A 22197-nucleotide genomic window follows, 5' to 3' on the forward strand; every position below is an offset into this window, starting at 1 on the left:
AGCGTGTCCGCTCGCCGGGGTGCCGCCTGATGCGGTTCTCCCGGCTCCGCCTCCTCGGCTTCAAGTCCTTCGTCGAGCCCTCCGAATTCGTCATCGAAGGGGGGCTCACCGGCATCGTCGGCCCGAACGGCTGCGGCAAGTCGAACCTTGTCGAGGCGCTGCGCTGGGTGATGGGCGAGAGCTCCTACAAGAACATGCGCGCGTCCGGCATGGACGACGTGATCTTCTCGGGTTCCGCCACGCGCCCCTCGCGCAACACGGCCGAGGTCACGCTCTTCCTCGACAACACCGACCGCAGCGCGCCCGCCGCCTACAATGACGGCGACGAATTGCAGATCTCGCGCCGCATCGAGCGCGAGGCGGGGTCCAATTACCGCATCAACGGCAAGGAGGCGCGCGCCAAGGACGTGCAGCTTCTTTTCGCCGACCAGTCGACCGGCGCGCGCTCGCCCTCGATGGTGGGGCAGGGCCGCATCGGCGAGCTGATCCAGGCGAAGCCCCAGGCGCGCCGGGCCCTTCTGGAAGAGGCGGCCGGCATTTCCGGCCTGCACACGCGACGGCATGAAGCGGAGCTGAGGCTGCGCGCGGCCGAACAGAACCTCGAACGGCTGGAGGACGTGGTCGGCGAGCTGGAGAGCCAGATCGAGAGCCTGAAGCGCCAGTCGCGGCAGGCCTCGCGCTTCAAGGCGCTCTCTGCCGACATCCGCCAGGCGGAGGCGACGCTGCTGCACCTGCGCTGGACGCTCGCCAAGGCGCAGGAGGCCGAAGCGCAGAGCGCGCTGTCGGCCGCGACCAACGTGGTGGCCGAGCGCGCCAAGGAGCAGATGGACGCCGCCAAGGACCAGGCGGTCGGCGCGCACCACCTGCCCGGCCTGCGCGAGGAGGAGGCGAAGGCGGCGGCCGCCCTGCAGCGCCTGACGATCGCCAGGACCCAGGTCGAGGAGGAGGCGCAGCGCATCCGCTCCCGCCATTCCGAGCTCGAGAAGCGGATTGCCCAGCTCGACGCGGATATCGCCCGCGAGGAGCAGATGGTGCGCGACAATGCCGATATCCTGAAGCGACTGGCCGACGAGGAGGCTACGCTCAAGGCCGAGGAAGAGGGCGCGGTCGACCGCGAGCGGGAGAAGCGCGCAGCCTTCGAGGAAGCGTCGACGCAGCTCACGCTCTCGGAAGCCGCGTTGAGCAAGCTCACCTCGGAGCGGGCGGAAGCTTCGGCGCAGCGCACCCAGGCCGAGCGCTCGCTGCGCGATGCGGCCGAGCGGCGCGATCGGCTTGACCGTCAGCTCGCCGACACCGACCGCGAGGCGGCCGAGATCGCCGCGAAGCTGGCCGGCCTGCCTGACCCCGCCGAGAAGCAGAAGCTGGTGGAACAGGCGACCGAGGCGGTGTCGACCGCCGAAGCCGCGACGATCGCCGCCGAGAAGGCGGTGGAGGCGGCGCGAGGCCGCGAGGCCGCGGCGCGGCCGGCCCTGCAGGCGGCACGGGCGGAGCTTGGCCGGATCGAGACCGAGGCGCGCACGCTTGCCAAGATGCTGAATGCGCAGTCGGGCGGACTTTTCCCGGCGGTGGTGGAGCAGATCAAGGTCGACAAGGGGTTCGAGACGGCGCTGGGCGCAGCCCTCGGCGACGACCTTGACGCGGCGCTCGATCGCGTCGCACCGGTGCACTGGGCGGCGGATGTGAACGGGACTGGCGGCGATCCGGTGCTGCCGGAAGGCGCGCGGCCGCTCTCCGAGGTCGTCCGCGCTCCTTCGCAGCTCGCGCGGCGGCTGGCGCAGGTCGGCATCGTCGAGGCGGAGGACGGGCCGCGGTTGCAGAAGCTGCTCGCGACGGGCCAGCGTCTGGTGACGAAGAATGGCGCGCTGTGGCGCTGGGACGGGCTGACGGCCAGCGCGGACGCGCCGACGGCGGCCGCGCTCAGGCTGGCGCAGAAGAACCGGCTTGCCGAGCTGGAAGCCGAGGCCACGACCGCGACCGTGGCCGCCCGCGCTGCCGAGGCCGCTCAGGCCGAGGCGGAGGCCGCGACCAAGAGCGCGGTGGAGACCGAGCGCACCGCGCGCGACGACTGGCGCGCGGCGCAGCGGGCAGTGACGGAGGCGCGCGATGCGCTGGCGAAGGCGGAGGCCGCGGCCGGTCAGCTCGCCGGACGGCGCTCGGCGCTGGAAGCCTCGCGCGCGCGGATCGTGGAAAGCCGCGACGAGGCGGCCGGAGCCTTTGCCGAGGCGGAACGCGCGCTGGCCGCCGCACCCGACCTCGGCGATCTCCAGTCCAGGCTCGACCGCATGTCGGCCGACGTGGCGCAGGACCGGGCGAAGCTCGCCGATGCGCGCGCGGCCCATGACGGGCTGAAGCGCGAAAGCGAGGCGCGGCGCAGGCGGCTGGAGGCGATCGCGGCCGAGAGCCGCAACTGGGTGTCGCGCGCCGAAAATGCCGACCGGCAGATAGAGGCCCTTGCCGCGCGCAAGGCCGAGACGGCGAGCGAGTTCGCCGCCCTTGCCGATGCGCCCGACGAGCTGGACGAACGCCGCCGCGCGCTGCTGAGCGAGATCAGCAAGGCCGAGCAGCTGCGCAGGCAGGCGGCCGACCGGCTGCAGGAGGCCGAGAACCGGCAGGCCGCGCTCGACAAGGCCGCGACCGGCGCGATCCAGTCGCTGTCGGAGGCGCGCGAAGGCCGCGCCCGCGCCGAGGAGCGGCTGGCGGCGGCCGACGAGCGCCGCCGCGAGGCGGAGGCACGCATCCAGGAGGCGATGGGCGTCGCGCCGCACCTGGTGCTGAAACAGGCCGGGCTGGAGGCGGATGCCGAACTGCCCGACATGGGCGAGGTCGAGCGGCGGCTGGAGCGGCTGAAGATCGAGCGCGAACGGCTGGGCGCGGTCAACCTGCGCGCCGAGGAGGAGCAGAAGGAGCTGTCCGAGCGGCTGGAACTGATCGTGTCCGAACGCGAGGACATCGTCGAGGCGATCAAGAAGCTGCGCCAGGGCATCCAGAGCCTCAACCGCGAGGGCCGCGAACGGCTGCTCGCTGCCTTCGAAGTGGTCAACGCGCAGTTCCAGCGCCTGTTCACCCACCTGTTCGGCGGCGGCACGGCCGAGCTGCAGCTCATCGAATCGGAGGACCCGCTGGAGGCAGGGCTGGAGATCCTCGCCCGGCCGCCCGGCAAGAAGCCGCAGACGATGACGCTGCTGTCCGGCGGCGAGCAGGCGCTGACGGCGATGGCGCTGATCTTTGCGGTCTTCCTCACCAATCCCGCGCCGATCTGCGTGCTGGACGAGGTCGACGCGCCGCTCGACGATCACAATGTCGAGCGCTTCTGCAACCTGATGGACGAGATGGCGGCCTCGACCGATACGCGCTTCGTCGTCATCACCCACAATCCGATCACCATGGCCCGCATGAACCGGCTGTTCGGTGTCACCATGGCCGAGCAGGGCGTGAGCCAGCTCGTCTCGGTCGATCTCCAGACCGCCGAGCGCATCCGCGAGGCGAGCTGAGAGATTGTTTCGAAATTCGCTCTGACGGCGTTTTCTGCGCTTCCGGCCAACTGACTGGCCACAGCGCATTTCGAACAGGCTCCCAGGCCTCTTCGCTCACGGACAATTCACCGCCGCCGTGTTGCCTTTGTCGGGACGCATCCTCTATCGGCTCCCCTATCTCAAGGAGACGATCATGAAGCACCTCATCCTCGCCGCCCCCTTTGTCCTACTCGTCGCGACCCCGGCGCTTGCCGACGACCGCCCCCCGACACCGGACGAGCGCGTCCGCATCGAGGCGGCGCTGAGGGGCGAGGGATATACGTCCTGGGGTTCGATCGAGCTGGACGACAATCGGGTCTGGGAAGTGGACGACGCCATCGACGACGAGGGCAAGGAATGGGACCTCGAACTCGACACGCAGTCGCTGGCGATCTCGAAGAAGGACGATTGAGGATGGTTCTCCTTCTCCCCGTTCACGGGGTCCGAAGGACGGGCGAGACAAGCGGCTCGCCCCGGCACAGGTGCCCTAAGGGCGGATGAGGGGCAGCGCGAGCTTTCGAAAGTTTGGCGCCCCCCTCATCCGCCGTCATTCCGGGTCCGCGCAGCGGAACCCGGAATCCAGGTCGCCGACGCCTGCGCGCTGTTCTGATCCACGCTCCGACATGGTCGCGACGGTCGGTAAACAGCTTGCTTGCCCGGCGCTCTGGATTCCGGGTTCCGCTGCGCGGCCCCGGAATGACGGCGCGCGCGATTGTCCTCCCCGTGCAAGGGAAGGCCGATGTTATAGGCGATGACACTGCGATAAGGGCACGACGGTCGCACCTTTAGGACGTGTCGTGATACTCGACCGGCGAGACGATGGCTTGCCCCGATCTCTCGATGAGCGCGCCCAGGCCGTGGATCGCGGCGCTATCATTGCCGGCCTCGTCGGACGCCCGCCCCCGGTGCAGGAACGACAGGCGGCACAGATGCGCCGCCACTGCCTTCATGTAGAGCCCGAATGCCCTGAGTGAATCGGCGATGTCCTCCGCATCGAGAGGACTGCTGCCGAAGCCCGCCGGCATCGGAACGGGCGTCCAGGGTCTGCGGGCGAAGCTCCGGAGCGTGCCTTCGACATAGGCGCTCAGCAGCGTATTCGCCTGCCAGGCGGCCCACAGCACGCACCAGCGGACCCAGAACGACCGGCTAGCAGCCTGTTCGGCCATGTCGGCGATCGAGAAGAGGCGCATGACGATCCTCGCCTTTACCGCCTGTTGCCTCCCCGCCTTCGCCCTCCAGCCCATCTCCGGCTCCCGTTTGACCGGACATAGTTTCGGGCATGCCGGCAGGGTGGGGATGGAAATATTTCGGGCGCTAATGGGAACAAGGGGTTAGCGGGAAACGGGCGGAAATCGATCCATCGGAATGATGGTCCGTGCTTCGCACGACATCAGCCTCATGCGCCCCCTCCACCACGCTTCGCGTGGTCCCCCTCCCCCGTAAAACGGGGGAGGATCAATGCGCTCAGCCGTCGCTTTCTGTTCCTTTGATGACGAATGCGAGCGGAAGGCGGCGAGGCACCTGATCCTCCCCCGTTCACGGGGAAGGGGGACCGCCGAAGGCGGTGGAGGGGGTGTACGCATGGCGGTCCCTTTTCACCCCATCGGCCTGCCGGTCTCTCATTCGCCCCAGACGGCGAGTTCGTTGCCGGCGGGGTCGGCGAAGTGGAAGCGGCGGCCGCCGGGGAAGGAGAAGATCGGCAGCACGATGCGGGCGCCCGCGGCTTCCACCGCCTCGAACGTCTCCTCGAGATTTTCCGAATAGAGGACGGGCAGCGGCTTTGCCGGGGCGTCGGCCTTGTCGGCCTGGAAGCCGCCTTCCAGTCCTTCGTCGAAGGCAGCGTAGGTGGGGCCGTAATCGGTGAACGACCAGCCGAAGACGGAGGCGTAGAAGGCCTTGACGCTGTCCATCGAGCCTCCGGCGGCGGACAGTTCGAGATAATCGAGCTTTCCGGTCTTGCGCATGATGTACACTCCTCAAGATGTTCTCGTTATGTTCTAGTAACCGCTCCCGACGGCCGCAAGCGGAATCTTCGTCGGGCGAGCCGCGCATCGCGGAACCAGGTCCGGCGGATGCCGTTGTCGAGACGATGATCCGTTTCCCCCAATCCCCGACAGTCCGGTTTTGTTGCATGTGGGCGGTCCTGTTCGTGCTGACGATGGCCGTAGCCGCGCCTGTTGCGCGGGCCGCCGACGACGTGCCGACGCCGCAGCCGCGACCCGCCCGGCCCGGCGATCCGCCGGACGCGTCGCCGCGCGAGAACGAAGCCGAAAAGGGCGCAGCCAGCGAGACGGGGGCGGAGGATGAGGTCGGGCTGCCGGATGCCGGCGAGGCGCCGAGGCCCGAGCCGCGGCCTGAGCAGCCAGGGGAGGTGAAGGGGGAGAACAAGCCCCCCGCCGATGCCGGCCAGACAGAGCCTTCGCCGAAGCCCGAGGCGCGGCCCGACCGGCCGGGGAAGGATGAGGCTCCCACCGGGCCGGGCAAGGCCGAGCCGTCGCTGATGCCGCCGCCGCGTCCGGCCGAGATGCCGGCGGAGGAGGCCGCCTGCCGCGTGCGGCTGAAGGAGCTCGGCGTCGTCTTCGAGGAGAGGCCGCAGCTTGCCGAAGCAGCAGGATGTTCGGTGCCGTGGCCGGTGGCGGTGACGGCGCTGTCGAAGGACGTGGCGCTGGCACCCGAGGCGGTGATGAACTGCGCGACCGCCCAGCGGGCGGCGGAGTTTGCGCGCGACCATATCGTGCCGAAGGCATCGGCGATCCTCGGCTCGCAGCTGATCTCGATCCGGCAGGATTCGGCCTATGTCTGCCGGCCGCGCCATGGTTCGGCGAAGCTGTCCGAGCACGCGTTCGGCAATGCGCTGGACATCGGCGCCTTTACGCTGAAAGACGGAAGAACGGTCGAGGTGGGCAAGGCATCGAAGCGGGCGGAGGGCGAGTTCATGCTCGCGGTGCGGCTGGCGGCCTGCGGGCCGTTCACCACGGTGCTCGGCCCGGGCTCCGACCCCGACCACGCTTCGCATTTCCACTTCGACCTGGCGGCGCGGCGCAAGGGGTCGGCCTTCTGCCAGTGACGCCGCAATTCGGCCGCAGGGGTGAAGGCGGCCACTGAGCATTCCTTTACATTTCGGGCCTATCCTTGCCGGTCGAGGGGCAGGACAGGGAAACCCGACCATGGGCTTTATCGCGCGCGGCATCGCGGCGGCGACATCGCTTGGCGCGGCGGCAGGCATCCTCGCCGCCTGCTCGTCCTCCGACGTGCTGCGCCCGGACATCGACATCACGCCGACCGCGGCCGTGATGGCGCCGGTGTCGCTCGCGCCTCCGGCCAGCGTGACTTATGCCGCGCCACCCGTGGCGGTCGAGCAGAGCGCGCCGGTGATGTCGGAGCCGGCCGTGGCGGAGCCGGTCTACCAGGCCGCGCCGGCTGTCGCAGCCCAGGTGCCGGCCGGCTCCATGTCGGTGATGGCGCCGCCGCCGATCGACGAGGAGGCGGAGGATGCGCCGGTGGTTCAGGCGGCGATCACGCCCGCTCCCGGCCTGCAGCGGCTGGTGCCGTCGAACCCCTACATGAACCAGCCGCCCGAATATCGCGACCGCAGCTCGGTGCCGCGCACGATGCCGCAGAGCGAGGTCGACTGCCGGCGCGAGCTGAAGCGGCTTGGCGCGACGTACCAGGACCTGCCGCCGGTCGGCAACGGCAAGTATTGCGGCATCGACTATCCGGTGAAGCTGTCGGAACTGTCGGGCGACATCGCCATGAAGCCGGCAGCGACGCTGTCCTGCCGCATGGCGCTGCAGGTGGCGAAATGGACCAAATACGAACTCGGCCCGTCGACGCGGCGGCGCTATTTCACCGGCGTCAAGGCGATCCATCAGGGGTCGAGCTATTCGTGCCGCAAGATCAACGGCTCGCGCACCATGTCGGAGCACGCCAAGGGCAACGCGCTGGACATCATGCGCATCGAGCTCGACAGCGGCAAGGACATCGGAGTGGTCAAGAAGGGCTTCTTCTCCTTCCGCGAGAAGGGACTCTTGAACAACGTGCGCGCCGACGCCTGCGACTATTTCTCGACCGTGCTCGGGCCGGGCTACAATTACGACCACCGCAACCACTTCCACTTCGACATCGCCCAGCGGCGGAGCGGCCGCAAGGCGTGCAAGTGAGCGCTTCGTTCGTGTAGGCTCTCTGCGAAGAGGAGCGGCCATGGCGCGGAGACGGGTGTCGGCGAAGCGGGCGGTGATCGGCACGGTGTTCGTCGTGGCGGTGTGGGGCTTCGTCGCCTATCTGGCCGCGCCCTTCTTCTGGTCGGAGATCGAGCGCGGGCGGCCGCCGCAGCCGATGCTGACCACGACGCCGCTCGGCATCCCCGGCGATCCGATCAATTTCGGGCTGGCGGGCGCGGAGGCGGAGGTGGTGGCGGCCTTCCATGCGATCGGCTGGCGGCCGGCGGATGCGATCACGCTGAAGTCGGCGCTTGCGATCGGGCTGAGCGTGCTGCTCGACCGCCCCTATCCGGACGCACCGGTGAGCAACCTGGTCTATGAGGGCGAGCGGCAGGATCTCGCCTTCGAGAAGGAGGACGGCGGCAGCGCCGGCCGGCGCCATCACGCGCGGTTGTGGAAGGTCGAGGGAGACGGCGCGCAGGAGCGGCCCTTGTGGCTGGGCGCGGTGAGCTACGACCGCGACGCCGGCCTGTCGCACGACACGCTGCAGATCACCCACCACATCGCGCCGGACCTTGACGCGGAGCGCGACGCCCTGATCGGCGGCTTCGAGGCGGCGGGGCTTTTGGAGAGCAGCTACTCGATCGACGGCGTCGGGCCGACGCAGGACGGCCGCAACGGCGGCGGCGACCGGTATTTTACCGACGGCAAGGCGACGGTGGGGGTGTTGAGAGTCAGATGAAATGCGGAAGTGAATAGCGCGAACAACGCGTAGGCGTGTGGCCAGATACTTGGCAACGGGTAAGAAAAAGTGGAGGGTTGAGGGGCTATAGAGGAGCTGAAATTGTCGCGGCTACGCTGGGATAAGATTACGACAGTAGCCGTGTTTGCACTGGTTGTGTGGCTCATTCTCGGCGCGACGGACACCCTTCAATCCGCGCTTGAGACCGAAATCTGTAATGGCTGCTCGCTCGGTGACCGAGTATGGAATGCGCTATATTTGCTGAGGCTCTCGAGTTTGCCCGCCGCATGGGCCTTGGCTTCGCTCTATTGGCATCATAACCCTTTCGGTCACCCGAACTAAGATTTCTACAACCTGCCAACGAGCGGCACCGTGTCGACAAAGAGTGCTCACTTCAAAATCGATCCGCCCCGGATGTTGTGCGGGGCGGATGTGGTCGGGTTTAAGGCGGCAAATATTATGCGCGCCCCGCTCAGGCGGCGATCGAGGCTTCCTCGGCTTCGGCCTTGCGGGCGGCGAGGAGCGCCTTCGACCACCAGGCGACCTGGTTCAGCATGTCGTCGGCCGACTGCTTCAGGTGCTCGAGCTCCTCGAGCTTCTTCTGGCCCTGCATGACCGGCAGCATGTCGGCCCAGACGATGTGTACGCCGGCCCTGACGGGCGCCATCTGCGTTTCGATCGCGATCAGGCGCAGGTGCTCGACCGCACGCGCGCCGCCGACGCCGCCATAGCCGACGAAGCCGACGGCCTTTTTGTTCCACTCGGTGTAGGCATAGTCGAAGGCGTTCTTGAGCACCGCGGTCGGCGCACGGTTGTATTCGGCGGCGGTGAAGACGAAGCCGTCGAAGCTCGCGACCTTCTTCTGCCACTTCTGCGCCACGTCGCTCTTCGAGGGCGCCCAGGCGGGCGAGGCCGGCTCGTCGAAGAAGGGCAGCGGGAAGTCGCGCAGGTCGACCAGCTCGACCTCGATGTCGCCGCGCGCCTTGGCGATCTCGTAGATCCACTGGGCGGGCTTGTCGGCAAAGCGGCCCTCGCGGGTGCTGCCGATGACAATTCCAATCCTGGGTTTGGACATGATAGGCTCTCCTGAAGAAATCTGGTATCTTTGAGATACCGACGCTACATAAGAGAGCGGTGGAAACGCGCAAGGAGGCACTTTCGTGAAACCAGGTCACCATCACCATACAGAAGACTGCCGCGCGGTGAGCGAGGTGCTGTCCCGGGTGGGCGACAAATGGACGGTTCTGGTCGTCCAGTATCTCGGCTCGGGACCGATGCGCTTTTCGGAACTGAAGCGGACGATCGGCGGCATTTCGCAGAAGATGCTGACGACCACGCTGCGGGGGCTGGAGCGCGACGGCTTCGTCACGCGCACCGTATTTCCAACGATTCCGCCGCGCGTCGACTACCAGCTGACTGAACTCGGCCAGGAGCTGTTGACGCCGGTGACGGCGCTGGGCGAATGGGCCCGCATGAACATCCTGCGCATCCGCGAGGCGCGCGAGCGCTTCGACGAGACCGTCGTCTGACGCAACTCTGCCAGCGGAAAATCGCGCTGGCACCTATGGTTAGCAAAGCGTAAACTTCACTTTGTTCAACGGTCTGTCCACGCCACGGAAACACCGCCGATGAGGGAATACGGCTACAACCTCGACCAGAAGAGGGTGAAGGCGCTCTCCGAGCTGCAGCCCTGGCGCACCGCTGCGGCAATTGCGCTGGACTGGGCCACGATCGCGGCGGCGATCGCCTTCTCGGAATGGATGGATACCGCGTGGGCGCTGGTGCTGGCCTGGATGGTCATCGGCGGGCGCATGCATGCGATGGGCGTGCTGATCCACGACTTCGCCCACTACCGCTTCATCCCGAACAAGAAGGCCTCGGAATGGGTCGGCGATGTGCTGCTCGCCTGGCCGCTGCTGACCTTCGTCGACGGCTACCGCAAGAACCATCTCGCGCATCACCGCTACACCAATACCGAGAAGGACCCCGACTGGAAGATCAAGCTCGGCACGCGGCACTTCACCTTCCCGCAGAGCTGGCAATACGCCATCATGAACCTGCTCGGCTACCTGGTCGGCATCTCGTCCTACCGCGACATGAAATCGATCGTGGTGCGGCTGTCGGACGACGAGGGGCGGCCGCTGCACTACCAGCTCAAGCGCTTCGGTTTCTATATCGCGATGGCGTTCGTGTTCTTCCTGACCGGCGCCTGGCACGGCTTCGTTCTCTACTGGCTGCTGCCGTTCTTCACCTTCATGCTGCTCTTCCTCTACATCCGTTCCGTCGCCGAACATTTCGGCTCGATGGACTACGAGAGCGAACTGGGCTCTTCGCGCACAGTCTATCCCTATCTGTGGGAGCGCGCCTTCTTCGCCCCGCACAACGTGAACTACCACCTCGACCACCACCTCTATCCGAGCGTGCCGTTCTACAACCTGCCGAAGCTGCATGCGGCGCTGATGGCCGATCCGGAATTCGCCGCCGGCGCCCACATCACGCGCGGCTATTCGACCGGGCTGGTGCGCGAATGCCTGGCGCCGGCGCCGAAGGCGCAGCCGGCGGACAATCCGGCGCCCGCCGAATAGGCCGGCTCACTCGGCCGGGATCGGCGCGGGCTTGCCCTGTTTGTCGAGCGCGACCATGACGAAGTCGGCATGGGTGACCTTCTCCATTACGTCGGAGAGGTAGCGCTGCGCCCAGGCTTCGAGCGACAGCGTCATCGAGGTGCGGCCGACGCGGGTGATCTCGGCATAGATCGACAGCGTGTCGCCGACCTTCATCGGCTTGGCGAAGAACATCTTCTCCACCGCGACGGTGACGACGCGGCCCTTGGCGCGCTCTGCGGCGCGGATGCCGCAGGCAAGGTCCATCTGCGCCATGACCCAGCCGCCGAAGATGTCGCCGGCAGCGTTGGTGTCGGCCGGCATGGCCAGCGTGCGCAGCACCAGCTCTCCGGCGGGTTTGGCGTCGGTATCGGTCATTGCGGCGGCCTCCCTTTGCTTCGGACCTAGTCGGCGCGCAGGTGCCAGTCAACGGGTCGCACCCCGAGGGTCGCGCGTGAACGAATTTTGTTATCGTGCCGCTGAACATAATCCGCTATTGGGCGCTCACGCTGGGAGTCCGGAGAGGTGCAGATGACCAAGTGGGTGTTTTCGTTCGGCGACGGTCGTGCCGAGGGCAAGGCCGGCGACAAGAACCTGCTGGGCGGCAAGGGGGCGAATCTCGCCGAGATGTCGTCGCTCGGCCTGCCGGTGCCGCCCGGCTTCACCATCACCACCGAGGTCTGCACGCATTTCTACGCCAACGGCCGCTCCTATCCGGCCGAGCTGAAGGGCCAGGTCGAGGCAGCCCTTGCCGAGATCGGCCGCATCACCGGCAAGGCCTTCGGCGATCCGGAACGCCTGCTGCTCGTCTCGGTGCGCTCGGGCGCCCGCGCGTCGATGCCGGGCATGATGGACACGGTGCTGAACCTCGGCCTCAACGACGAGACGGTGGAGGCGCTCGGGCGCGAATCCGGCGACGAGCGCTTCGCCTGGGACAGCTACCGCCGCTTCATCCAGATGTTCTGCGACGTGGTGCTGGAACTCGACCACGAGGTGTTCGAGGAGATCCTCGAAGAGGAGAAGGACCGCAAGGGTTACGAACTCGACACCGAGTTCTCGGCCGGCGAGCTGCGCCACCTCGTTGCGCTCTACAAGGAGAAGGTCGAGGCCGAGCTGGGAAAACCGTTCCCGCAGGACCCGCACGAGCAGCTGTGGGCCGCGATCGGCGCGGTGTTCTCGTCGTGGATGAATGCGCGCGCCATCACCTATCGCCGCCTGCACAACATTCCCGAATCGTGGGGCACGGCCGTGAACGTGCAGGCGATGGTGTTCGGCAACATGGGCGAGACCTCGGCCACGGGCGTTGCGTTTACCCGCAACCCGTCCACAGGCGAGAAGGCACTCTACGGCGAATTCCTGGTCAATGCGCAGGGTGAGGACGTGGTGGCCGGCATCCGCACGCCGCAGAACATCACCGAGGCCGCGCGCATCGCCGCCGGTTCGGACAAGCCGTCGCTCGAAAAGGTGATGCCCGACGCCTACCGCGAGTTCGTGACGATTTCGCAGCGGCTGGAAAAGCACTACCGCGACATGCAGGACCTCGAATTCACCATCGAGCGCGGCCGGCTGTGGATGCTGCAGACCCGCTCGGGCAAGCGCACGGCCAAGGCGGCGCTGAAGATCGCCGTCGAGATGGCGGCCGAAGCACTGATCAGCCGGCAGGAGGCGGTGGCGCGCATCGATCCGTCCTCGCTCGACCAGCTTCTCCATCCGACCATCGATCCCAAGGCGACGCGCGAGGTGATCGGCTCCGGCCTGCCTGCCTCGCCGGGCGCCGCCACCGGCGAGATCGTCTTCACCTCCGACGAGGCGGAGGAGGCGTCGAAGGCCGGCCGCAAGGTGATCCTGGTGCGCGTCGAGACGAGCCCCGAGGACATCCACGGCATGCACGCCGCCGAAGGCATCCTGACCACGCGCGGCGGCATGACGAGCCACGCCGCGGTGGTGGCGCGCGGCATGGGCAAGCCCTGCGTGTCGGGTGCCGGCGGACTGCGCGTCGACACCAAGAACGGCACGCTGATGGCGATGGGCGTGACGCTGAAGAAGGGTGACATGATCACCATCGACGGCGGCAGCGGCCAGGTGCTGAAGGGCAAGGTGGCGATGCTGCAGCCGGAGCTTTCCGGCGATTTCGCCCAGATCATGCAATGGGCCGACGAGACCCGCCGCATGAAGGTGCGCACCAATGCCGAGACGCCGGCTGACGCACGCATGGCGCGCTCCTTCGGCGCGGAGGGCATCGGGCTTTGCCGCACCGAGCACATGTTCTTCGATGGCGACCGGATCGTCGCCATGCGCGAGATGATTTTGGCCGACACCGAGGCCGGCCGGCGCGCGGCGCTGGCGAAGCTTTTGCCGATGCAGCGCTCCGACTTCGTCGAACTGTTCGAGATCATGGCGGGCCTGCCCGTCACCATCCGCCTGCTCGATCCGCCGCTGCACGAATTCCTGCCGAAGACGGAAGAGGAGATCGAGGAGGTCGCGGCCGCGATGGGCGTCTCGGCCGACAAGCTGCGCCACCGCACCGAGACGCTGCACGAGTTCAACCCGATGCTCGGCCATCGCGGCTGCCGCCTGGCGGTAAGCTATCCCGAGATCGCCGAGATGCAGGCCCGCGCCATCTTCGAGGCGGCCGTGGAGGCGGCGAAGAAGACGGGCTCGGCCGTGGTGCCGGAGGTGATGGTGCCGCTGGTCGGGTTGAAGTCGGAGCTCGACTTCGTCAAGGCGCGCATCGACGCCGCCGCCAAGGAGGTGATGGCCGAGACGGGCGTGACGATCGACTATCTGACCGGCACGATGATCGAGCTGCCGCGCGCCGCCCTGCGCGCCCACGTGATCGCCGAGACGGCGGAGTTCTTTTCCTTCGGCACAAACGACCTGACGCAGACGACGTTCGGCATCAGCCGAGACGACGCGTCGAGCTTCCTTGAAACCTACCGACAGAAGGGCGTCATCGAGCAGGACCCGTTCGTCTCGCTCGACATCGACGGCGTTGGAGAGCTGGTGCGCATCGCGGCCGACAAGGGCCGCGCAACGCGGCCCGAGATAAAACTCGGCATCTGCGGCGAGCACGGCGGCGACCCGGCCTCGATCTCGTTCTGCGAGGAGGTCGGGCTGGATTACGTGTCCTGCTCGCCCTTCCGCGTGCCGATCGCACGGCTGGCGGCGGCGCAGGCGGCGGTGCGGAAGGGGTAGGGCGTTCATCAGAACGCCTGCTGGCGCCGGCCCCCTCACGCGGCCTCCGCTCCGCTCGACCACCCTCTCTCCGAGGGGGAGGAACTGCCCGGCCCGACCCGCATCTGGCATCTGGTGCATACTTTGTTCCGAGTCCCCAGGCTCGGAACGCTGCGGCGCCATTCAGGCGGCCGCGAGCTCGGCTTCGCGCAGGGCCGTGATCTGCAGGAACAGCGACGCCGGATCGATGTCCGGATGATTGTCCGGCAGGAGATCGAGCGCCATGGCGGAGATCTTTTCGAGGAGACCGTCCAGCGTCGGCGCATCGGCGGCGGCCGGAATGTCGTCGCAATGGCCCGCCCAAACCGATGCTTCGTCGTCCCAGGCCGCAGTGATGGTGAAAATGACAGGTTTGGACATGCCGGCTCGCTCCGAGGCCATGTCTTATAACACTGGACAGGCACAGAGGGGAGGGGGTGTCGGAAAAGGGCGGGGCACCGCTGGGCTTCAGTAGCCGCGCTTCGTGATCTTTTCCTTGACTATTCTCGCGGCCTTGCCTTTCGGTCTGCCGTCCGCAGCAAGCCGCTTGAACCCGTGACAGGGCCCCGCATACGATGACCATGCCCCTCGCGCGCCCAGCCCCGACCGGAGGCGCGATCCGTTCGATCCTGGTCATCCAGACGAAATATATCGGTGACGTCGTGCTCTCGTCCGCGCTGACGGCGGGGTTGCGACGCGCCTTTCCCGGCGCGCGGGTCGACATGGTTTGCGAGAGCCATCTCGCCGATTTCGTCCGCGACAACGGCATCGCCGACGGAACGATCGGCGTCGAGAGGGCCAAGGCGCGCGGGTCGATCCCGGAGCGGCTGGCCGTGCGCCTGAAGCTGCTGAGGCAGGTGCGCGCCGGCGGATATGACCTGTCGATCGACATCGCCGACAGCACCACCTCGCAACTGGCGCAATGGGCGGTCGGCGCGCCGGTGCGCGTCAGCTACGATCCGCCGGAAAAGCGCCCCGTGCTCGGCTTTCTCGGCCGGCCGTGGACGCATCCCTGCCCGCGGTTCGGCGCGGGAAAGCACTATGTCGACCGCTACCTCGTGCCGCTCACGGCGCTGGGAATGGATGCGGGCGGACTGACGCCGCGGTTGACGCCGTCGCCGGCGCGGCAGGCGGAGGCGGATGCGCTGCTGGGGGCCGAAGGGCTGGAGCCGGGCGGCTTCATTGCCGTGCATGCGGGCGCGCGCACCGAGCCGCGCCGCTGGCCGCCGGATCGCTTCGCGGCGGTGCTGGCCGAGGCCTCGGCGCGCCACGGGCTGAAGGTGGCGCTGGTTGGCGGGCCGGACGAGCGCGACCTGTCGCAGGCGGTGGCGGACGGGTGCGGCGGCACGGTGTTGGCCGGGCGCCTGCCGCTTGCGGCACTGCCGGCGCTGATGTCGCGGGCAGCGCTCTTCGTCGGCAACGAGAGCGGGCCGATGCATATCGCGGCAGCCGTCGGCGTGCCGGTCGTCGGCCTGTTCGGGTTGACAGATCCCGAGGTCTGGGGGCCGGTGTCCGCCCGCGCGGCGGCGATCCGGCCGCCGATGCCCTGCGCCTGCGCGCGGCCGGGCGTCTGCGTGCCCGACGACACCAACAAGGCGTGGTGCGTGACCCGGATCGGCGAGGCCGAGGTGGCCAGCGCGATCGACCGGGTGTTGGGCAAGAGCTGAGGGCGTTACGCCTCGATCGTCACGCGGTCGGGATAGAAGGCGCCGTGGTCGCGGATCGCGGCCATCTCGTCATAGGGCCTCTCGTAGGCCCACATCGCGTTGTCGCCGCGGGGACCGGCAGGCGTGACGCTCCAGTAGGAGGCGTCGCCCTTGTAGGGGCAGTGGCTGGCATGCGTCGTCTTCTCCAGCGCCGAGAAATCGATGTCGGCGAAGGGAATGTAGAGCACCGGCGGGTAGGGCGTCTCCGTGAGTTTCAACGCGCGGGCTGTACGTGCGATCACTTTGCCGCCGGCCGAGACGGTGACCGGGCCGGGGTAGGGCTCGACGGTGATCGACTTCGCCGGATTGCGGGCGAAGCCCGGGGAGGGGTTGGTCATCGTCGCTCTCCTTTGTCGATGCGGCGCCGCCGATCTTGCGGCCGCCGCGAATTTGCCGCAAGGCGGGTCAAGATCACGACTGCTCGACCGCTGGACCCATCCCGATGAAACGCGCCTTCCCTGCTGTCCTTGCGGTCGCGCTGCTCTGCTCGCCGGCGGCGGGCGGGAGCCGGTTGGTCGAGCCGCAACTGCATCTCGAAAGCTCGGCGGGCGGGCGGCGCGTGGCGCTGACGCTCGACGCCTGCAGCGGCGCCACCGACACGCGCATCCTGTCGGCGCTGGTGGAGAACGCCATTCCGGCGACGATCTTTGTCACGGCGCGCTGGCTGAGGCGTAATCCCGACGCGGTGCGGCTGCTTCTCGCCCATCCGGCTCTGTTCGAGATCGAGAACCACGGCGCGCGCCACGTGCCGGCGGTGGACGAGGCGGTGCGCATCTACGGCATCGCGGCGGCGGGATCGCCGCAGGCGGTGGCGGCGGAGGTGGAGGGCGGGGCGCGCGAGATGACCGCGCTGGGCCTCGCCAAGCCGCGCTGGTTTCGCGGCGCGACGGCGAAATACACGCCGTCCGCAATCGCGAAGATCCGCGGGATGGGCTACCGCGTCGCCGGCTACTCGCTCAATGCCGACCAGGGTGCGACGCTGGGGGCGGCCTCGGTGGAGAAGCGCGTCGCCGCGGCGAAGGACGGCGACGTCATCATCGCCCATGTCAACCAGCCGACGCGCCAGGCCGGCGCGGGGCTGGTGAAGGGCCTGCTGCGGCTCAAGGCCGACGGCGCGACCTTCGTGCGGCTGGAGGATGTCGCGGAGACGGGAACGGACGGTACGGCGGCGCCGTGAGGAGAGAGGCGAGTAGCGCCCCCTCACCCGGCTCGGCTTCGCCTCGCCACCCTCTCCCCGAGGGGAGAGGGGGCCGCGAAGCGGCCGGATGAGGCGGCTGCCGTCACGGCCCTATGAAAAGACCTCAGGCGGCGCGGAGACCTTCCTTGCTGACCCAGGCCTCGGTGTCGGCGAGGGCCTTTTCGAAGCGGTCGAACAGCTCGTTGAGCTCGGCCTCGGTGATGATCATCGGCGGGCAGAAGGCGATAGTGTCGCCGATGGCGCGCAGGATCGCGCCGTGGCCTTCGGCGAACCTCACCAGCCCCGGTCCGACGCCCTTCTTGGCGTCGAAGGAGCGCTTCGTCTTCTTGTCGGCCACGAGCTCAACGCCACCGACCAGGCCCGAATAGCGCACCTCGCCGACGAGCGGATGATCCGCCACGGCCTTCAGCCGCTTCTCGAAGACGGGCGCGAGCGCCCGCACTTTGCCGATGATGTCGCGCTTCTGGTAGATCTCGATCGTCTTGGCGCCGACGGCGCAGCCGAGCGGATGGCCGCCATAGGTAAAGCCGTGGCCGAACGTGCCGATCTGGCGCGAATGGTCGACATAGGCCTGGTAGATGTCCTCCGGCACCAGCACCGCGCCGAGCGGCACATAGGCCGAGGTGAGCTGCTTGGCGGCGGAAATGGTGGTGGGCACCATGCCGTGCGTCTGCGCCCCCCACCAGTTGCCGGTGCGGCCGAAGCCGTTGATGACCTCGTCGTCGATCAGGATGATGTCGTGCTCGTCGAGCACCTCCTTGATCGCCGGATAATAGCCCGCCGGCGGGACGATGACGCCGCCGGCGCCCATCACCGGCTCGGCGATCATCGCCGCGATCGTGTCGGGGCCCTCACGCTCGATCAAATCGCGGAGGGAGCCCACAATCCTCGCCAGGAACTCGGCTTCGCTCTCGCCGTCCTCGCCGAATCGCCAGTAGTGCGGGCAGTCCGTGTGGATGACGCGGTCGACCGGCAGGTCCCAGCCCATGTGGTTGTAGGGCAGGCCGGTGAGCGAGGCGGCCATGATCGTGACGCCGTGATAGGCCTTCTGGCGCGAGATGATCTTCTTCTTGTTTGGCCGGCCGAGCGCATTGTTCATGTACCAGGCGAGCTTGACCTGGGTGTCGTTGGCCTCGGAGCCGGACGAGGTGTAAAACACCTTGGAGATCGGGATCGGCGCGATCTCCTTCAACTTCTCGGCCAACTCGATCGCCGGCTCCATGCCCTTGGCGCCGAAGAGGTGCGAGTAGGACAGCGTGCGCAGCTGCTCGGTGGCGGTCTCGATCAGTTCCTCGTCGCCATAGCCGAGGCCGGTGCACCACAGGCCCGCCATGCCCTCGATATAGGCCTTGCCCTGCGTGTCGTAGACATAGACGCCCTTGCCGCGCTCGATGACCAGCGGACCGATCTCCCGCAGCCGGTGGATCGGCGTGTAGGGGTGAAGCAGGGCTTCGACGTCGCGCGCCTGGACGTTGGTGAGCGGGGCATTCATGACAGGTCTCCGATGGTTCGGCCGGAGACTAGCGAAGATTTTGCAGTGCGGTAACCCCGCGGCGGGGCTGGACCAAACGCATTCAGCCAGCTGGCGTCCGGGCCCTATCGGCCCGGCACCTGGCAGCACCTTGCGGAGGCTCCTATATCGCTTGTTCCCCCGGAGAAATTGTAAGCTATGCAACCTGTGGTCCACTGGGCCAAAGTCACTGCCGCAAGGCTGGACCAGCAATTCGTGCTGACCCTGCTGTAGCCGCCGGGACAAGAGGGTGGCGGGAAGTAGCCACTATAACCACTGCCCAGTTGAGAAACATTTGCGCCGGTGTCGTAGCAAGACAGGGCAGTGCGTACGGGCGGCATGTAATATCCGACGATGTCGATCAGATAGTGGACGGAGACGCCCGAATAGATACTGATGTCGAACGCGCATCCCTGACAACTGCTGACGATGAGATCCGCGCTCGCCCCGGAGCTTCCCGCGTTCATCCAGACCGTGTTGCCCGTCTGGTATGGGGTGCCGTATTTGAACACTTTGAAAGCGCCGGCGCCCGCCGGTGACTGCAACGTGACGCTGACGGCATAGGCGGCGGCATAGAGATTGATGCCGCAGTTTGTCGAACCCGTGCCGTTCGCATATGTGCCGGCTCCGCCCTGGGAGGTGTAGTTGGGGGCGTCCTCGATGTAGAGGTTTCGCGTTCCCACGAGGGGCGAGCCGAGCACGACCGAGTTGGCTATGCGGCATCGGCCATAGGGGAGAGGCGTGTAGACCAGATCGTTGTAATAACTGCCCAAGGTTTGTGGTGCGACCGACCCGCTGCCGGCGACCTGGTTTTCGGGCGGGGCAGGATTTGCGATGTCGCCACCGGTCAGCGCGAGGGGCACCTCGTCGACCGACCGCGCGGTGGTGGCCTTCAGAACATTCTCGGCACCGGCGGCCATGACGGCCTTGGTCAGCATCCTCGCCCATCGGGAACCGCCGCCGCCCGGACGGCTGTCGGCGGCGGACTGCCACTTCGCCACGAGATCCTTGGCGATCGCCGCGCGCTGGGCGGTTGAAAGCATCGGTTGCGACGGCGTCGACATTTGAGGTGGCGAAGCCGTTGACCGAAGACCGGTCGCGGTCTGTGCCGAAGCGGGAAGTGCGAAAACGAGGAGTGCAAGCGTGGAAAGGCAAAATGCAAGAAATCGCTTCATATAGGTCGTTCCCAACCAAGCTGTCCCGTTCCACTATCTTCCGTAACGGTAGGTTTGGGAAGCCGAAATAAAACCGATCTTTCGGCACGAAGGCGTGTTGGGAGACCGGCAATCGCCGGCAATCGTGGCCACGAGTCCATCCCTCGCCAAAGTCGATGGATCCGGTCGATGACCGCTGCACGTTCTGCTGGCTTGCGCCCGGAGACAGCTCAGGCCGCGATGGCGGGCATGCGCGCCATCACCTGCGACCAGGAGCGGGCGAGGCGGGCGATGGGGTTGCTGCTCTCGGCGGCGGTCTCGATGCGGGTGCTTATGCCATCCTCGCCGAGGATCGCCAGCACCAGTTCGTGGTCGCCGCGCTCGCCGAGGCTGATGACGGCGACCCGGCTGCAGTCTGCAATGGCTGCCGTCGGCATGGTGAAGAGGAGCGCGCCGCCGGTTGCCCTGGCTGCCGCCGCAGCCGCCTCGTCGAAGCCGGCCTTGACGTCTTCCAGGTCGAGCGCGAATTCGAGCTCGACCACTTCGAGGGAAGGCCTGACCGGGGCCGGCGCGTTGGCCGCATGCGTTTCCATGGGAGACTCATCCTGAAGGTCCGCCTGAGCGAGCTATGCCGGCGAGAATGGCTGCAATGTGGCGGGTGCGGTGCTGTTCGAGGTTGACGAAAAGTCATTCCGGCGGCACTGGACAAGTGCTTCGCGTAGCACGAAATTCGCGCCGAAGCCTTCGGGAGGAATTCTATGCTTGGACTGATGCAGGAGTGGCCGCTGGTCTGCCACAAGGTGATCGATCATGCCGCGCGGCAGCACGGTCACCGGGAGATCGTGTCGCGCTCGGTGGAAGGCCCCATCGTGCGCACCACCTACAACGACATTCGCCTGCGGGCGCTGAAGGTGGCGCAGCTTCTGGCGCGCGACGGCTTCAAGCGCTCCGACCGGATCGGCACGCTGGCCTGGAACACCGGCAACCATCTCGAAGCCTGGTACGGCATCATGGGCATGGGCGGCGTCTACCACACGCTCAACCCGCGCCTCTTTCCCGAGCAGCTCGTGTGGATCATGAACCACGCCGAGGACCAGGCGCTGTTCGTCGACCTCACCTTCATGCCGCTGATCGAGAAGATCGCGCCGATGGTGAAGTCGCTCAGGAAAATCATCGTGTTCACCGACAAGGCGCACATGCCGGCCACGGCGCTGCCCAACGTGGTGGCCTATGAGGAATGGCTGGCGGATGGCGACGACGATTTCCGCTGGGTCGACGTCGAGGAGAACGAGGCCTGCGGCATGTGCTACACCTCGGGCACCACGGGCGATCCGAAGGGCGTGCTCTATTCGCACCGCTCGAATGTCATCCACGGCATGATGGCGGCGATGCCCGACGCCATGGGCATCTCGTCGCGCGACGTGATCCTGCCGGTGGTGCCGATGTTCCACGCCAATGCCTGGGGGTTGGGCCAGAGCGCACCGATGATCGGCGCCAAGATGGTGATGCCCGGCGGCAAGATGGATGGCGCCTCGATCTACGAGCTGCTCGACACGGAGAAGGTGACCTTCTCGGCCGCCGTGCCAACGGTGTGGCTGATGCTGTTGCAGCATCTGGAGGCCAACAACCTGACGCTGCCGCATCTCAACAAGGTCGTCATCGGCGGCTCGGCCTGCCCGCGCGCCATCACCGAGAAATTCGAGAAGAACTACGGCGTGCAGGTGATCCATGCCTGGGGCATGACCGAGATGAGCCCGCTCGGCTCGCTGTGCACGATGAAGCCGGAATACCAGGACCTGACCGGCGAGGCGCTGCTGGACGTCAAGCAGACTCAAGGCTGGTCGCCCTTCGGCGTCGAGATGAAGGTGACGGACGACGACGACCGAGAGCTGCCGTGGGACGGCAAGACCTTCGGCCGCCTCAAGGTGCGCGGCCCGGCGGTCGCCAAGGGCTATTACGGCGGCGCGGGCAAGGAGCAGTTCGACGCCGACGGCTGGTTCGACACCGGCGACGTCGCCCACATCAACACCAACGGCTACATGCAGATCACCGACCGCTCGAAGGACGTGATCAAGTCGGGTGGCGAGTGGATCTCGTCGATCGAGCTGGAAAACCTCGCCGTTGGCCATCCCGAGGTGGCGGAGGCCGCGGTGATCGGCATCGCGCATCCGAAATGGGACGAGCGGCCGCTGCTGGTGGTGGTCAGGAAGCCCGGCAAGGAGCCGACCAAGGAACAGATCCTCGGCTTCATGGACGGCAAGATCGCCAAATGGTGGATGCCCGACGATGTGGTCTTCGTGCCCGAAATACCGCACACGGCCACCGGCAAGATCCAGAAGACGACGCTGCGCGAGCACTTCAAGGGATACAAGCTGCCGGCGTGAGGGCGTCCAAAGCGG

At 67.2% G+C, this 22197-nt stretch carries 20 protein-coding genes; 11 read left to right on the top strand and 9 right to left on the bottom strand.

Annotated elements, in window-relative coordinates:
- Positions 1–29: 29 nt before the first annotated feature.
- On the top strand, positions 30–3491 hold the full coding sequence (gene smc / locus B9Z03_RS12555; protein ID WP_085464508.1) for a chromosome segregation protein SMC: 3462 nt from the start codon (positions 30–32) through the stop codon (positions 3489–3491).
- A gap of 175 nt (positions 3492–3666) precedes the next feature.
- Positions 3667–3924 carry a PepSY domain-containing protein gene (locus B9Z03_RS12560; RefSeq protein ID WP_085467633.1) on the top strand — a complete coding sequence of 86 codons (258 nt, stop codon included), beginning with the start codon at positions 3667–3669 and terminating at the stop codon, positions 3922–3924.
- A 373-nt stretch (positions 3925–4297) separates the two neighbouring features.
- Here B9Z03_RS12560 and B9Z03_RS12565 read toward each other — a convergent pair whose 3' ends face one another.
- Positions 4298–4756 carry a hypothetical protein gene (locus tag B9Z03_RS12565; RefSeq protein WP_139832254.1) on the bottom strand — a complete coding sequence of 153 codons (459 nt, stop codon included), beginning with the start codon at positions 4754–4756 and terminating at the stop codon, positions 4298–4300.
- A gap of 375 nt (positions 4757–5131) precedes the next feature.
- The gene (locus B9Z03_RS12570) at positions 5132–5476 is read right to left on the bottom strand and encodes a VOC family protein (protein ID WP_085467634.1); all 345 of its coding nucleotides are present in this window, start codon (positions 5474–5476) and stop codon (positions 5132–5134) included.
- A gap of 167 nt (positions 5477–5643) precedes the next feature.
- Between B9Z03_RS12570 and B9Z03_RS12575 the strand changes: the two genes are divergently transcribed.
- The 3 genes from B9Z03_RS12575 (at position 5644) to B9Z03_RS12585 (ending at position 8414) form a co-directional block, all read left to right on the top strand.
- Complete coding sequence (locus tag B9Z03_RS12575; protein ID WP_085464510.1) at positions 5644–6579, top strand: extensin family protein; 936 nt, start codon at positions 5644–5646, stop codon at positions 6577–6579.
- 100 nt (positions 6580–6679) lie between these two features.
- Positions 6680–7672, top strand: a complete 993-nt coding sequence (locus B9Z03_RS12580; RefSeq protein WP_139832256.1) for an extensin-like domain-containing protein — start codon at positions 6680–6682, stop codon at positions 7670–7672.
- Positions 7673–7712: 40 nt separating this feature from the next.
- Positions 7713–8414, top strand: a complete 702-nt coding sequence (locus tag B9Z03_RS12585) for an LssY C-terminal domain-containing protein (RefSeq protein WP_085464511.1) — start codon at positions 7713–7715, stop codon at positions 8412–8414.
- Positions 8415–8886: 472 nt separating this feature from the next.
- Here the strand turns inward: B9Z03_RS12585 and B9Z03_RS12590 are convergent, their stop codons facing one another.
- Positions 8887–9489: an NADPH-dependent FMN reductase gene (locus B9Z03_RS12590; RefSeq protein ID WP_085464512.1), complete on the bottom strand. Its 603-nt coding sequence runs from the start codon at positions 9487–9489 to the stop codon at positions 8887–8889.
- An 85-nt stretch (positions 9490–9574) separates the two neighbouring features.
- Between B9Z03_RS12590 and B9Z03_RS12595 the strand changes: the two genes are divergently transcribed.
- Together B9Z03_RS12595 and B9Z03_RS12600 are read left to right on the top strand one after the other, a co-directional pair.
- Positions 9575–9943, top strand: a complete 369-nt coding sequence (locus tag B9Z03_RS12595) for a winged helix-turn-helix transcriptional regulator (protein WP_085464513.1) — start codon at positions 9575–9577, stop codon at positions 9941–9943.
- A gap of 99 nt (positions 9944–10042) precedes the next feature.
- Entirely contained in the window at positions 10043–10999 is a 957-nt protein-coding gene (locus B9Z03_RS12600) for a fatty acid desaturase family protein (RefSeq protein WP_085464514.1), read from the top strand.
- Positions 11000–11005: 6 nt separating this feature from the next.
- Here the strand turns inward: B9Z03_RS12600 and B9Z03_RS12605 are convergent, their stop codons facing one another.
- A complete protein-coding gene (locus B9Z03_RS12605) occupies positions 11006–11395 on the bottom strand; it encodes an acyl-CoA thioesterase (protein WP_085464515.1) in 390 nt (129 codons plus the stop codon).
- Between the two features lie 153 nt (positions 11396–11548).
- Between B9Z03_RS12605 and ppdK the strand changes: the two genes are divergently transcribed.
- On the top strand, positions 11549–14212 hold the full coding sequence (gene ppdK, locus B9Z03_RS12610) for a pyruvate, phosphate dikinase (RefSeq protein ID WP_085464516.1): 2664 nt from the start codon (positions 11549–11551) through the stop codon (positions 14210–14212).
- A 162-nt stretch (positions 14213–14374) separates the two neighbouring features.
- On the opposite strand, the gene B9Z03_RS12615 is transcribed toward ppdK, so the two are convergent.
- Positions 14375–14611, bottom strand: coding sequence for a DUF1902 domain-containing protein (locus B9Z03_RS12615; RefSeq protein ID WP_085464517.1), 237 nt, complete (start codon positions 14609–14611; stop codon positions 14375–14377).
- 194 nt (positions 14612–14805) lie between these two features.
- Between B9Z03_RS12615 and B9Z03_RS12620 the strand changes: the two genes are divergently transcribed.
- Positions 14806–15897 (top strand): glycosyltransferase family 9 protein, encoded by a 1092-nt coding sequence (locus B9Z03_RS12620; protein ID WP_085464518.1) that lies wholly within the window; start codon positions 14806–14808, stop codon positions 15895–15897.
- A 5-nt stretch (positions 15898–15902) separates the two neighbouring features.
- Here the strand turns inward: B9Z03_RS12620 and B9Z03_RS12625 are convergent, their stop codons facing one another.
- On the bottom strand, positions 15903–16274 hold the full coding sequence (locus B9Z03_RS12625) for a DUF427 domain-containing protein (protein ID WP_085464519.1): 372 nt from the start codon (positions 16272–16274) through the stop codon (positions 15903–15905).
- Positions 16275–16378: 104 nt separating this feature from the next.
- Here B9Z03_RS12625 and B9Z03_RS12630 point away from each other — a divergent pair, with 104 nt between their 5' ends.
- Positions 16379–17113, top strand: coding sequence for a polysaccharide deacetylase family protein (locus tag B9Z03_RS12630; protein WP_085464520.1), 735 nt, complete (start codon positions 16379–16381; stop codon positions 17111–17113).
- A gap of 124 nt (positions 17114–17237) precedes the next feature.
- Here B9Z03_RS12630 and B9Z03_RS12635 read toward each other — a convergent pair whose 3' ends face one another.
- The 3 genes from B9Z03_RS12635 to B9Z03_RS12645 form a co-directional block, all read right to left on the bottom strand.
- The gene (locus B9Z03_RS12635; protein WP_085464521.1) at positions 17238–18626 is read right to left on the bottom strand and encodes an aminotransferase; all 1389 of its coding nucleotides are present in this window, start codon (positions 18624–18626) and stop codon (positions 17238–17240) included.
- 104 nt (positions 18627–18730) lie between these two features.
- Positions 18731–19819, bottom strand: coding sequence for a hypothetical protein (locus tag B9Z03_RS12640; RefSeq protein ID WP_139832257.1), 1089 nt, complete (start codon positions 19817–19819; stop codon positions 18731–18733).
- Between the two features lie 209 nt (positions 19820–20028).
- Positions 20029–20391: a hypothetical protein gene (locus tag B9Z03_RS12645; protein ID WP_085464523.1), complete on the bottom strand. Its 363-nt coding sequence runs from the start codon at positions 20389–20391 to the stop codon at positions 20029–20031.
- Between the two features lie 165 nt (positions 20392–20556).
- On the opposite strand from B9Z03_RS12645, the gene B9Z03_RS12650 reads away from it, so the two are divergent.
- Positions 20557–22182 carry a fatty-acid--CoA ligase gene (locus B9Z03_RS12650; RefSeq protein WP_085464524.1) on the top strand — a complete coding sequence of 542 codons (1626 nt, stop codon included), beginning with the start codon at positions 20557–20559 and terminating at the stop codon, positions 22180–22182.
- Positions 22183–22197 lie beyond the last annotated feature (15 nt).

This window comes from Mesorhizobium australicum, from assembly GCF_900177325.1.
Taxonomy (GTDB): Bacteria; Pseudomonadota; Alphaproteobacteria; order Rhizobiales; family Rhizobiaceae; genus Mesorhizobium_A; species Mesorhizobium_A australicum_A.

What these genes read in the sequence shown, in the direction of transcription:
- B9Z03_RS12650 (WP_085464524.1), top strand. Translation starts at nt 20,557, where the DNA reads ATGCTTGGACTGATGCAGGAGTGGCCGCTGGTCTGCCACAAGGTGATC.
- B9Z03_RS12580 (WP_139832256.1), top strand. Translation starts at nt 6,680, where the DNA reads ATGGGCTTTATCGCGCGCGGCATCGCGGCGGCGACATCGCTTGGCGCG.
- B9Z03_RS12590 (WP_085464512.1), bottom strand. Translation starts at nt 9,489, where the DNA reads ATGTCCAAACCCAGGATTGGAATTGTCATCGGCAGCACCCGCGAGGGC.
- B9Z03_RS12625 (WP_085464519.1), bottom strand. Translation starts at nt 16,274, where the DNA reads ATGACCAACCCCTCCCCGGGCTTCGCCCGCAATCCGGCGAAGTCGATC.
- B9Z03_RS12645 (WP_085464523.1), bottom strand. Translation starts at nt 20,391, where the DNA reads ATGGAAACGCATGCGGCCAACGCGCCGGCCCCGGTCAGGCCTTCCCTC.
- B9Z03_RS12605 (WP_085464515.1), bottom strand. Translation starts at nt 11,395, where the DNA reads ATGACCGATACCGACGCCAAACCCGCCGGAGAGCTGGTGCTGCGCACG.
- B9Z03_RS12640 (WP_139832257.1), bottom strand. Translation starts at nt 19,819, where the DNA reads ATGAAGCGATTTCTTGCATTTTGCCTTTCCACGCTTGCACTCCTCGTT.
- B9Z03_RS12585 (WP_085464511.1), top strand. Translation starts at nt 7,713, where the DNA reads ATGGCGCGGAGACGGGTGTCGGCGAAGCGGGCGGTGATCGGCACGGTG.
- B9Z03_RS12565 (WP_139832254.1), bottom strand. Translation starts at nt 4,756, where the DNA reads ATGGGCTGGAGGGCGAAGGCGGGGAGGCAACAGGCGGTAAAGGCGAGG.
- B9Z03_RS12630 (WP_085464520.1), top strand. Translation starts at nt 16,379, where the DNA reads ATGAAACGCGCCTTCCCTGCTGTCCTTGCGGTCGCGCTGCTCTGCTCG.
- B9Z03_RS12620 (WP_085464518.1), top strand. Translation starts at nt 14,806, where the DNA reads ATGACCATGCCCCTCGCGCGCCCAGCCCCGACCGGAGGCGCGATCCGT.
- B9Z03_RS12635 (WP_085464521.1), bottom strand. Translation starts at nt 18,626, where the DNA reads ATGAATGCCCCGCTCACCAACGTCCAGGCGCGCGACGTCGAAGCCCTG.
- smc (WP_085464508.1), top strand. Translation starts at nt 30, where the DNA reads ATGCGGTTCTCCCGGCTCCGCCTCCTCGGCTTCAAGTCCTTCGTCGAG.
- B9Z03_RS12600 (WP_085464514.1), top strand. Translation starts at nt 10,043, where the DNA reads ATGAGGGAATACGGCTACAACCTCGACCAGAAGAGGGTGAAGGCGCTC.
- B9Z03_RS12560 (WP_085467633.1), top strand. Translation starts at nt 3,667, where the DNA reads ATGAAGCACCTCATCCTCGCCGCCCCCTTTGTCCTACTCGTCGCGACC.
- B9Z03_RS12570 (WP_085467634.1), bottom strand. Translation starts at nt 5,476, where the DNA reads ATGCGCAAGACCGGAAAGCTCGATTATCTCGAACTGTCCGCCGCCGGA.
- ppdK (WP_085464516.1), top strand. Translation starts at nt 11,549, where the DNA reads ATGACCAAGTGGGTGTTTTCGTTCGGCGACGGTCGTGCCGAGGGCAAG.
- B9Z03_RS12575 (WP_085464510.1), top strand. Translation starts at nt 5,644, where the DNA reads ATGTGGGCGGTCCTGTTCGTGCTGACGATGGCCGTAGCCGCGCCTGTT.
- B9Z03_RS12615 (WP_085464517.1), bottom strand. Translation starts at nt 14,611, where the DNA reads ATGTCCAAACCTGTCATTTTCACCATCACTGCGGCCTGGGACGACGAA.